This is a genomic window from Anaplasma bovis, assembly GCF_036903315.1.
Lineage (GTDB): Bacteria > Pseudomonadota > Alphaproteobacteria > Rickettsiales > Anaplasmataceae > Anaplasma > Anaplasma bovis.
On the sequence record NZ_JAWLNY010000031.1, the window covers coordinates 1 to 12,823 of the forward strand.

General features: G+C 43.5%; 6 protein-coding genes. 2 read left to right on the top strand and 4 right to left on the bottom strand.

Translation table 11 applies throughout. The annotated features are described in order from the left end of the window. The 4 genes from R4I06_RS03200 to R4I06_RS03215 form a co-directional block, all read right to left on the bottom strand. Positions 1-3,827 (bottom strand): coiled-coil domain-containing protein (locus tag R4I06_RS03200; RefSeq protein WP_334414108.1); only part of this gene is annotated, 3,827 nt, incomplete at its 3' end. Between the two features lie 281 nt (positions 3,828-4,108). After that, the gene (locus R4I06_RS03205) at positions 4,109-5,398 is read right to left on the bottom strand and encodes a hypothetical protein (RefSeq protein ID WP_334414109.1); all 1,290 of its coding nucleotides are present in this window, start codon (positions 5,396-5,398) and stop codon (positions 4,109-4,111) included. 1,621 nt (positions 5,399-7,019) lie between these two features. Next, positions 7,020-10,385 (bottom strand): hypothetical protein, encoded by a 3,366-nt coding sequence (locus R4I06_RS03210; protein ID WP_334414110.1) that lies wholly within the window; start codon positions 10,383-10,385, stop codon positions 7,020-7,022. Positions 10,386-10,390: 5 nt separating this feature from the next. After that, a complete protein-coding gene (locus tag R4I06_RS03215; protein ID WP_334414111.1) occupies positions 10,391-11,146 on the bottom strand; it encodes a hypothetical protein in 756 nt (251 codons plus the stop codon). 369 nt (positions 11,147-11,515) lie between these two features. On the opposite strand from R4I06_RS03215, the gene R4I06_RS03220 reads away from it, so the two are divergent. Beyond that, positions 11,516-12,040: a demethoxyubiquinone hydroxylase family protein gene (locus R4I06_RS03220; protein ID WP_334414112.1), complete on the top strand. Its 525-nt coding sequence runs from the start codon at positions 11,516-11,518 to the stop codon at positions 12,038-12,040. Between the two features lie 30 nt (positions 12,041-12,070). Continuing rightward, the gene (locus tag R4I06_RS03225) at positions 12,071-12,544 is read left to right on the top strand and encodes a hypothetical protein (protein ID WP_334414113.1); all 474 of its coding nucleotides are present in this window, start codon (positions 12,071-12,073) and stop codon (positions 12,542-12,544) included. Positions 12,545-12,823 lie beyond the last annotated feature (279 nt).

Genomic DNA, 12,823 nt, shown 5'->3' on the forward strand with positions numbered 1-12,823 from the left:
TGCCTCACGGCGTCTTTATAGACCTCCATAGCTGCGTTCTCTTCACTCTGTGACGCAGCCCCTAAAAGCGCTTTTGCCCTCTCTAACTCCTCAAAGGCCTTGCAGAGTTTTTTACAAACGTTGTCTACAGTATCTATAATATTGTCAGAAAAACTGCAGCTATCCTCAATAAGATTTGCAACGTCATATAGCAAATATGCGCTTTCATGCAGTGACTCACTATGTGCTCTATCATCTTCAACGGTCGCGCCGCTATGCATTTGTGAACTCGCAGACGTCCCAGCTTGAGCTTTGTTTATTAAATCCATAGACGAAATTCTTTTGACATTTGATGATGCTAAGGCTTTTAGTTGCTCAGTATTTTCATACTTGTAGCGCAACATGCACTCTTCTACCATGGAGCTACAATGCCGTGCAGCAAGCCTAGAGAGCTTGATTCTCGTGTTTGTTAAGCCGTAGTAAGCAATATCATACTTTTCCTCATAACCTTTTTCTGAGTGAACCCTACTATGAATTTGTGCTATGTCTGTGTAAGCTGCAGAAATCATCCTTTGTGTAGTAAGCTGATAACTGTGAACGTCATGAGCTGCAGCTATTTGATCACTTAAGACCTGCATAGCAGATACTGCGATTCTTGCAGAGTTACTCAAGTCCCTTAAAGAAGCTGCGACCTGGTCGTAACCCTCCGCACTGTCCCGAGTTTCCCGTGACTCAGACTCGCGCGCAAGTGCAGCTAAAGACTCTGCGTAGGAGAGATCATTCTCCACTTTGTTGTATACGTAAAGTAAAAACCTTTTCTCAGATTCATGTGCCTGTTGATGTGCATTATACATGTCGATACGCTTTTTCTGTATCGATTCCGCAATGTCACTACAGGTTTCGTACATTTTTTGCTCTGTAACATCTGAAAAGCTAGCATCCTTCTCGTGAGGATCACACAGTAAGCTGCATATATCGGAAATTATCTGATTCCTGTGCGCGTCTGATGCTAACACATGTGCCTCATCCAGTGCATACTTCTCCTTCTCAGATAACACGTGCTCAGGTGAGGTTTTGCTTTGCTCGATCATTGCAGACTTAAAAGTATATGAAGCCTCAAGACGTGCGCGCTTTGCATCATGAAGTGTTGATTTAATTGAATTCAGCTCAGATTGGGCCTCTTTCAAGAGTTCCGCATTCTGTTCAACAACTAATTTAGCTTCTCCCGCCTCTTCCTTAGCTTTTCTAAGCCTATCAGAAGCTATTGAGATTTCTTCCTCGTTTTCAGGGGCAGCCGATAAAATAAAATTTAGGTCATGCTGGGCCACTGAGGCAATATAACCAGTATTGCGAGCTACTTCCACTGACGCATCGTAAAGTTTTGTGTACTGCTCTATCTTTTCTTGAGCACTAACTAGATCTTTTTCTCTGAGGGCAAGATTGTATAGCGCTCTTGTATCATCAACTTCCAGGCGCGCCATCCTAGCATCTGAAGAATGTGATAACCGATCATCAGCAATGATACGTGCATCAATATCGCTTAGTTTCTTTAATGAATTTTTATAACTCGCTTCCGCAGATTTTAGCTCGCAATCCGCCCTAGCAGAGGGAAGTAACATTAGTTTAGCATCAAGTATACTCGCAGTTTCTGGGTCTTTTGAATCCGCCCTTGTGATAGCGACGTTATCTCCCTGTAGAAGTAAATTTTTTCTGTGCGCAAGTACTACTGATTCATAATATGTAGGATCCTCAAGCCTACCCTGAAGTTCGCCAATAACCACACGTGCAGAAGATATATTCTCTGACGAAAGGTTAAGATATTCCCTTATAAATTCCTTCTCTTTTTCTGTTATAGGAATTTTTGATTTCTGAATGCCAGGTATGTCACGAATATCTCGCGCCTCTATCAAGCCGTACATGCTGATTTTATTCTTATACTCTTCTATGCGACTCTTCTCCAATGCTATGCCGATCTTGTCGCGCTTGCGTAATACCTCTGTGTACTTGGAAATAGTGCGAGCTTCAGCTTCTTCCACTGCCTGTTTCTTGGCCTCTGCTGCAATGAGATTCTTCTTTGCAACCTCAAGACCCTCTAAACATGCATCTAGAGATTCTTTCGCACGATTCAAATCCTGTTCTGCTTTCGCGCGCTGATCAGATACAACACCAGATTCATCCCCAGATGAAGTGGTAGCCACCTCCTGCTCTCCTTCCTGTTCTGCTGCTTGCGGATTAAATTTCGCTGCATAAAATTGGGACTGGGCATCAGCAAAAGACTTCCTTGCCTCATCAAGATTGGATTCAGCCTCAAGAAGGTCCCTCCTAGCCAAAACAACGTTGTTGGTGGCAAGAATGTTTTTGAGAATCGCAGATTCAACCGAAGGTACAAATGCTGAGACGTTTTCTCTGGCAGTAAGAAACGCACGCTCCCACAGATTCTTGCGTATCACCGCAATGGCAGAACTTATAGAAAACATGCGAAGCTCAGCTTTGTAGATTTTATGCTCTATATAACCGCGCCTGGTTTGCAATTCTTCTAACTTCTTCTCGCTGGCGCTAAGTTCAGCTTCCGCCTTCAATAACTTTGAGCTCGTGCGAGATTGCTGCACGGAACTATCTCCAGCACGTATGAATCTCAGATCCGCCTCTAGCTCCTCTACAATTGTTGCATTTCTTTCACAGACCTTTCCAGCGCGCTCAAGCTCTATAACCGCGTCTTTAGCAGCAAATTTTAGCTGTCTTACCTTAGCCTTAAGTGCATCTAAGCGCTTCGCATAGCGGCTAGTTTGTGTGAAAAACTCCCTTTCAATGCCAGTTGCTCTAAGCTCCCTATACGTATTGCGTAGTGCAGAAGGGGAAATTCCCTGCATCCTCAGTATTAAATCTAGTTCATCCAGATCGTCCGTACGAAACTCCTTACCGTCGAATTCAATGGTACGTTTAGGGTTTACCAAAGTTGACATACCATAAAAAATCCGGTTCAAACTTTGAATATTGAATAACGAAGACATCAGCATCACTGGTGTCAGAAGCGCTCCTAAAGCTGGTGGTATAGTGACACTTGGCAGTGACAAACAAAGCTGTATTGGCATCAAAAATACGGCGGTAGCTGCACCACTTATTGATGCTGCGATTTTTCGGAAAATAGATTGGGTAAATTCAGCTGCTTGTTGCTCATCTTGACTCTGAGAGTCCGCATCAACATCAGGAACCACGCTGTCCCCGACACCCAAAACTCGATCTCTAATGTGTGTGTATACCTCTTTTGAAGTGGTGAGTGTATTTCCAACAACGGTCACAAGAGCTTGCATGGCAAATAAAGCCAAGAATATAGGTGAGATAGCAGGAACAATTACCGATGTTACTGCTCCTAAAGCTATTGTTATAACTGAAACTAATGTCAGGATAGTAGCCGATAGCACCAATATAGGCGATAGAAATATCTTTACTGCAACCTCTTTTATCTTAGTCAACAACCTCTTATTGGTTGAGGCTTCTTCTGAATGCTTAATGAATATCCCTTTAACCACATTATACAGCCTATCATAATGCGCAATGCGGTATACTGAATTTACTGCTAAGGCCACACAGTACACCCATGTGTTTAAAGAGGCTGATAAGATAGCACATGAAGTATATAGAGCTTTCGGCGCTGCTTGTTTATAGGAAAGCCTGACACCCTGAGAAAATATTTCTCCCAGCGACGAATAACTTGTTCTCCGTGCTTCATGGTCAATATCTTGCTCTATTAGAGTGCCCATACTATCTAGAGGCGTGCCTCCGAAGACTTCATCAATATATGGTGAGTAAGTGCTATGCGTTGTGGAGTTACGCGTGACAGGTGTCATGTTATACCTATAGACATGGGTAAGAAATTAGAAAGGCGCTGAGACAGAAATATAACACAATTCTGATAAGTACTAGATATAACATATATGTTGTACATATACAATATAAGCGTGTAATTTGTCCAATTGCAGGAGATATTCCTATCGTGCGAAAACAGAAAAGTAGGAAGAAATTAATCTTTTTACCACTGCTTTCTATTATTCCAATAAGCTGTATAACGAAGTACACCCTTGCTTTAAGAGTGTACTTCGCACTACGCTTTCATCAATACAATCAATGTTTAGCTTGCATGAGCAATGCTTATACTGCTGTCCATACTTTCTGCAAAAATATCCGCCATACTAGTTGGAATTCTGTTAGTCGCAGAAGCTTTTTCCACTAGTTCCTCGTGCAGTACTGAGGTTGCATGAGCCTTAAAAGCGCGTATATCATCAACTGAAGTAAGGTCAGTAGGATTGTTCTTCATAAGCTCCAGAACCCTAACGATAATTTTTTCCTTCGTAGATAAAGGCCTCGTCTCTTGCAAGTGCAGCATATGAGCATACATTTCTGTGCCCATGACTTTAACTCTCCTCGAATTTTCTTCACAATTAGAGATATGAGCTAAAGCTGCCTGTACTTCAGGATCAGCTGAAAGATCTTGCTCATTCATTCTATACCTGAACTCAGATTCAACATTCGAAATTCTATTTCGAATGTTCATATTGAGGTCTTGAATGTCTCCCACCACTGTACTGACAGCGTTTCTTACTGCGCTAAACTCTAATGATTCCAATGACAATGAAGGATTACGAAAAGCAGAACTAGACAAAATAAAACCAAGTGCCGATTTCATAGAGGAATGAGTAATAGCAGATACCTGCTCCCGCGACATTTCTAAAAGAGCCTGCTTAGTTGCTCTGCTTTCTTCCAAATCAAGTTTCGGAAATGCAACATTAAGGAGCATATATAGTGGATTAAATGGCACGGAAAGGACAGCGGTTAATATTGATGGCACTACGGATGCAACTGCAAGAGTATATAGTGAAATTCTGTGCAACACGGTCATAAAACCACGCTCAAAAGCACCCGCATCTTCTCTTACGTGTTGCATGGGCTTCGACAAAAACCCCTTCCACAGAGTAGCCACTTCTGTACCCAGGTGACCCACTCCAAGAAGTGCTGTGTGAATAAGATTATGAATTAGAAACACCCCTAGTACAACATTGCAAGCCCAGAACAAGCCAGATATTGCCATAATTGCAAATTTCACAAATACGAAGAATGCTGCCAAGCCAGTTATTACTGCGCTAGCAACATGTGCCACATCAGAACGCCAAGAATTCTTGCCACCACTTGCAACATCTGCAAATTTAGCTACAGCGTCATGAGAAAGCTTCTCACAGAAGTCTAATAGAGACATAGAGCGGTCACAGCAGGCTACAAAGGCCTTATAAAGCAACTGACGCAGAAGCTTACCCTGGTGAATACTCAGCCTGCGTACTGACGACAAGTGAGCAAACGCACCACCACTACCAACAGACGAGACTACCTGCCCACCTGCCATTATATTATCATTTCCTGATAGCATATATTATACCTATTTTTCAACATAAGTTGTTGTGCAGATACTACATATCTATAAATATGTAGTTATTCGTACACTATGTCACATAATAGTCACATCTCTAACGTATATCAATCAAATAATGCATATAAATGACAAATATCAACTTCAGGAATATGTATATTTATGCATAACCCACTCCATAAAAGGCCATTTTGTGATATTTTTAACATGAATTCTCAGTCAAACAGTCAAATAAGATATTATGTGCCTTTTCAGCAATGACCCTGAGGTAGCGGGTAGTAAGTATCTGTGCTTCAGGGGGTTTTGATTAAGGATATCGTTGTATAAACTTTTGACATTATTGCACGTGCAATACGCTGTTAAGGGAATTGCCCTATCTAGCTTTTGTATTTAAGGCCTACAATATTTGTTCGTTGTTTGGGACGACAATTTGATATTAGTAAGCATCCTTGAAGATCTGCAGATTTGATATAAGATTCTGACGTAATTTCTTTTATTGTCTATGTAGCTTCCGCTATGTGTGGGCGGGGGCTATAAAAATTATACACTGCATTTCTATATTGAAGGCTGACAATATTTGATCGCGGTTTGAGATTTAGCAGAGGGGTAAGCGTGTCACGCGGCACACAGCTTCTGTGTGAAACTCTACAAAGTTCCTCCATTTCACTTTTGCTGTTTGAGAGAATCTAACAAAGGTGCTGTATTACAGATTATTTGAGGGCCTATAATATTTGATCGCAGTTTGAAACTTAGTAGAAGTGAGCGTGTACTTGTGTGCGGCACGCAGCCTCTGTGTGAAACCTTGAAGTTCTTCCTATGTCACTTCTGTCGGTTACGAAGATCTAATAAGGATGATGTGTAGCCCTCCTATATTGGAGGCTGGCAAGATTTGATCACTGTTTGAGACAATTTGATATAAGTAAGCGCCCTGCAGACCGTCTGTGCTTATATGTGAGACTTACCTACGTGCTTCCGCTATTTTAGGAGAGGCAACAAAGATGATGTATTGTACTTCTGTGCTGTATTGGCAGAACAATGTTTAATTGCTATTTGAGACAATTCTGTAGAAATAAGGGCCATTGTGAAGCACGCAGCTTCTGCATTGAAGGACCTACAATATTTGATCGCGGTTTGAGATTTAGCAGAGGGTAAGCGTGTCACGCGGCACACAGCTTCTGTGTGAAACTCTACAAAGTTCCTCCATTTCACTTTTGCTGTTTGAGAGAATCTAACAAAGGTGCTGTATTACAGATTATTTGAGGGCCTATAATATTTGATCGCAGTTTGAAATTTAGTAGAAGTAGCGTGTCCTTGTGTGTAGCACGGAGCTTCTGTGTGAAGGTGAGGCCTATCAATTTCTTTCCTGTGTTACTTCTGTCGGTTACGAAGATCTAATCAGGATGATGTGTAGCTCTCCCATACTGTGAAGGCTGGCAAGATTTGATCGCTATTTGAGACAATTTGATATAAGTAAGCGCCCTGCAGACCGTCTGTGCTTATATGCGAAACTTGCTACCTACGTGCTTTTACCGTTTAGGAGGGCAACAAAGATGATGCATTGTACTTCTGTGCTGCATTGGCAGAACAGTGTGCTTTATAGACGGAAGGTAAGCACCTTTATTTACCTAGTGCGAGCAGCCACGTGAATAGTTAGACGACGGGAGACATCATCTACGCTGCTGTCACTTAAGTAAGAGCTAGGATATCGCCGCGGTAGTGATCCCCCTTTGCCGCGCCTTTTCCTCATTTGTGTACACTGTGTCTCTGTAGCCACATCTCTATCTCCCAGATGTGCTGATGCTGCATTTCGCGCCCCTAGCTTCTTCCTTCCAGATGTCTTTTCAGTCGACACCTTTTCGAGTATATCATCATCCGTAGATAAAGGTTCCGCTGTTTTTGAAGGTAACTCCGCGATTAGGTCGGTAGCTTGTTCCTTATCACTTATTGAGATGCAGGAATCTGCAACTGCCTCCCTCTCGATAGAACAGCTTTGTTTTTCATCGGCATTATGTACAGCTTTGGGTTTGTAAAAATACTGCCCTACTACTGATAGCAGATAACTGATCGACTTCTTTATTTGTGCAATACGGTACCTTATTTCCCCGTATAGACGCATGAATACTGATTTTATGAAATCGACAATAGAAAACTTTCTAGTACCTTCTTCTTGTTCCTTCACGGATGCTTCCGATCCTGATGCTTCATCACGTTCAGTAGAGGGTAGCAGACGTTTCTTTATTAACTCGACTGAATCCCTGATTGTCGCCTTTTTTGTAATGCGCACACTAAACATGTCAGCTATGGGAATAGACTCGTCTGGAAGATTCCATTCAAGCATAAACCCTACAACTGGCATCACGCGTGGAGGGCTATTGAAAATAGTTACATCTTTCACGGAGTCTAGCTCGGCGTCTATTTTGGAACGAAGCTTCTTCTCAGGGTGAACTTTGTCGACGCCTGGAAATGCTATCCGCACTACAAAGTTCTTATAGTGCAGTTGCTCATTGTCAGGAGACACTGATACATCATACCAGATGTGTGTTGCCACATATCCACCAAGCCATGGGGTAGGGTAAAAATGGGAATACACAGACAGCTCGTTTTCAGACTTAAAATCTATGTATACACCCCTGTCCACTCCCATGCTCACAGGCTTCATGGTAATATGTCTCTTTTCAGGGGGGTGCTTGCTAAATAGATTGTAGCCTGATAGCTGTACTTCAAAAGACGGAAAGCCACAGACGCCTGCCTGACTCACCGTGGTGACGAGCTCTTCAATCAATGCAGGATGAATGTTAGTGACGCTTTTACCCTTTTCAGCAGCTGCAGAATATATCAACTCTTTCAACACAGTGGCGGATATAGCCCTATATCCAAATCTATCATGATTAGATTTATACTCTTCCTTGGTCATCTTCAGAAGACTACACAGTTCATCTGACGGGTACTGATCCAGAAACGACTTATTCAATGTAGCAGACTTCTTGGTGACGCCTCCTACCCCTGTCAGGAAGTTCATTGAGGAAATGCAAAGGGCATCGTCATGTACGCCATAAATGTGCAAGAAAGACCTATGAAGGTCCTTCATAGCTGCATCACCAGTTTGCACATCTTCGAATTCTAACCTCCGTATTGCAGAAGACGGGGTCTGCATAGACAATGCACGGTCTATAAGTTTCATGCCAGCCCGCCTTATCTGAGGAATTTCCTCTTGCGTAAGCGCTCTACCCTCGAATGGAGCAGTAACCTGGTCGTCAATTTCATTTGATAACATGCTGTTTACATCATTCTTTGACATGGTAGGTTCGGTAGTAGATCGGGCGCGGGTAACATGTGATCGTTGCTTATCAGGTGCCCCTGATGGCATTACAGTGCGGGGTGCTACTGCTTCACCCTCTCTTTCATTTTCGTAGCTATTATGTGAGACTTCCTCCGATAAAGATACATAACCCGTAAGGGAGACATCTTCGGAGTAGGAACCAGCTATCAGTGTACGTTTCAGCAGCCTACGCGCGTATCCTTTTGTAGCTGCTTTTTTTACCTTAGCTAATAAGCCCGCGTCACTCACGCCACCCTTTGAAACAGCAGTTTTGATATGGGGAACGTGTGAAGGTGGATCACTATAGGTCTCCCTCTTGGCATCCAATACTTGTCTCTTTCTTTCATCAGAAACGCTTTCTTGAGCTGTGGGGAGATGCTCCTGATCTAGATAGCGACCTGCAAAAGAAGCTGCCTCAGGGTGTGGCTGTTGTACTGCAGTATCTTCCTTGTCAAAGCCATTGTATTCCTTTTCTACAGGTGCACTGCTCTTTGAGATAGCAGTTTTGGTGCGCTGAGTACGTGATTCAGGCTTATGGTAGGGCACTGCTTTCCCCAATACTTGTTCCTCTTTTGCAGCAGGAATATTTTCCTGAACACTAGGAGATACCTCAGATCTAGACACACGACCCGCAAGAGAGACAGCTTCAGGACGTGGATGTTGTACTGCAGTATCTTCCTTGTCAAAGCCATTGTATTCCTTTTCTACAGGTGCACTGCTCTTTGAGATAGCAGTTTTGGTACGCTGAGTACGTGATTCAGGCTTATGGTAGGACACTGCTTTCCCTAACACTTGCCCTTCCCCTATACCTGTACTTTCCAGGCCACCAGAGTGGACCTTTGACTCAGGCGCAGACGTATAACCCGTAGGGTAGACAGTTTGCGAGCCAGGAACTGGCACTATAGCGTCTTGCCCAAGCAACTTACGTGCGTGTGCATCGTATCTATCTTCTTGCAACTTATCCATGCTACTTACACCATTATTAGATGACACATTGCCGAAAATGAGGGGAGGGGGGAACATCATACCTCCTCCTACATAAGCCTCATCCGATAAAGATACGTACCGTATAGGAACGACAGTATCCGAATCTGAAACCGGCACTACAGCGTCTCGCGCCATTAACTTACGCGCCCTGGTATTGCACCTATCATCTGCTCCCGGTGCGCTGCTCTCATTTTTGACATGAAACTCACGTACTTTGAGAGGCTTACTAAACTCAACAGAATACTGAGTGCTTCCTACATCGTTGCCCCCAGGGAACTCCCCTGATAACGATATGCGATACGAAGTTAGGTAGACAGTTTCGGACTTCTTGAAAACTTGCACTACAGCATCTCCGGCCATTAACTTACGTGCTACGTTATCCTGACATCTGTTTTCGACAGTACTAGCCCTGTCTAGCTCTTGTTCACGACACATATGCGCGTGCTTCCATGCACTGCGTAATGATTCTTCTTCTATATCAGGCAATAGGGGACGAAAATCCTTACCCCTGTTCCTCAACTTCCTTTCAACAATCTGCCGTGCTGTTAGCTCAATGCTATTGCCCCATCTATTGCGCAAACCATAAACCTTCGGTAGGTGCTGCTCATTGCTGTGAGCGCGGTCTTCAACTCGCGCATAGCGGGAAGCTATGGTGCTATCGTTTTTGTGTGGCTTATCCATACTACTTACACCATTATTAGATGACACATTGCAGAAAATGAGGGGGGGGGGGACACCATGCCTCCTACTACGTTATCACCCTCAGGAAACTCCCTTGATAACGACGTTCGGATCGCAGTTAGGGAGACAGCTTCAGAACCAGAAGACACAATTGTTCCAGCAACTTCGTTCTCATACAGATTCCTAACGCGTGCAGGGATCTCATATACGGTAGGTACCTTACCCTTTTTGTGCATGACACGTGCAAGAATGTACCTCTTGCCTCTATATGTACGTGCCTCTGGCAGAGAAGAAGAATGATACGGTCTCGAAATGTCATCGTTTCTGTGTGACTTGTCCATATCACTTACGCCGTTATTCGATAACACGCTGCTGGAAACAGAGTGGGAGGACATCATGCCTACTACACGAGCCTGATCCGATAAAGACACGTACAGTGTAGAAACAACAGTCTTAGAATCAGGAGCTTGCACTCCAGCGTCTTGGCCAACATTCTCGCGGGTACGTCTGTCAGCACACCCACTTTCGATACCTTTGTGTGTACGCCCAACAAGGGAAGAACTAAGCTGGTATGCTGCAATTTCCTCAGTATCCGACAGGGCTGCATCGCAAGGAGCAGACTGCGCCGTGCTACTGGCGAAAGGGGAATGATACGATTTTGAGATGTCTGTACGTGCGTGCCCTGCAGCGTTGCTCCCCTGGTTATCAGGAAACCCTTCTGGTCCAAGTTCAACGCTGCTGTCCGCTAAAGAATGCTTCACTACGTACCTCATAGGGTAATGCTGTCATACACGACAAGAAAACTCCAAAGCGTGCATACGTAAAATTATGTACGGGAGACGTGATGAAATTCAAAAACTACCCCTTATTCTACAAGAATGTACGGGATTTGTAAATAGTTAAATATTTAACACATATGCAAATCTTACTGCAATATCTGGTAGATGTTGTGTGTTTACATTGTGTCTTGTCGGGGGTTTTGTACACCTACGTACGCATAAGTCCTTTGGTAGCGTAATATATTAACGGTACACATACACGTAAACTTGGGCTGCATCCATAGTTTGACATGTGGCTTATAGAAGTGCTAAAAGCATTACATATTGATTTTATGTGGCGTGTGTGTTCGGATGCGTGATAAGTGCATAAATAGCATGATAAGAGTTGATCATGCGGGGGAATATGCGGCCGTGTGTATCTATCGTGGGCAGGAGATTGCATTAAGAGGAACTGCTGAGGAAAGCGTAGTAAGGGATATGAAGCTGCACGAGGAGGCACATCTTGCTTATTTTAATTCTGCTATCAAGAAAAGGAGGGTGCGCCCCACAGTATTTTTACCCGTATGGCACGTGGCTACAGTATGTATGGGGTATGTTACCGCCATCATGGGCAAAGAAGCTGCTATGGCGTGCACAGCTGCGGTAGAAGAGGTGATTTGTGAACACTATGATAGCCAGATAAAACAGCTGCAGTTGTTGAATGAGGACAAGGATTCCGAAACGATGGGGAAAATCGCTCAATTTCGTGAGGAGGAGAGAGAGCATATGGAAGAAGCCTTGAACAGGGGGGCAGAGATGGCTTCGGGATATGGCATATTGTCTTTTATGATAAAATCTGCCTGTAGGTTAGGTATAGCGGTATCTAAAGTACTTTAAGGGTGGTTTTAGACATTGGTTATGTGGAGTATGCTAAGTAAATTTTGCAACGACGACATGGAAATGAATTTTGTGGGTGGTTCTCTATTCACAATCATCATGTCGTTCCTAATATTGCTAGAGTTTGCTCTTAGTGGTGTAATGTTTGAGTATACTCCAAGATTTGATATCATATGCATGTCTCTTTTGTGCAGTAGGAAAATAAAGGTTCCCTGTGTTCCTCTACTGTGTGTAGGAGTTTTTCGCGATATCATATACATGCTACCATTAATATCATCTTCGGTACTGTGCGTATTCGTGGGGGAGATTTTGAATGGACACAGAACCACTTGGGCTCCAAGGGAATATCTCAGGGTAATGACTATAATGCACTGCGTACTGTGGGTAGCGAACTGCGTTGTGTACAGAGAGGCTGCGTCTATTAGATACCTGATTTTCCAGGTATTTGTGTGCACGGTAGCGATCATGCTTTTCTCTTATGGCAGTAAGCGTAAAAATGCTTAACTGGTACATATTCTCTTAGCTTGCCAACTTAGCTGAATTCGGAATAGTTGCTACATAATTTAGATCTGCTTGGGCTGCAGTTCTCAATGTGAGCTTTTTTTTTATGATCCGCAGGGCTGGGTTGTGATGTCAGGCTACATGTTTCTGCAACGTGCTGTGTATTGAGTATCCATCCTCCTCCTAGCTGCATACCTTCTTTTACCTTGCTGACTTCGCGAAGGCAGGGTGTTGTGTGACTTAAGTTTGACTAGGCTGTAGCTCTTGATCCTTTTGATTATT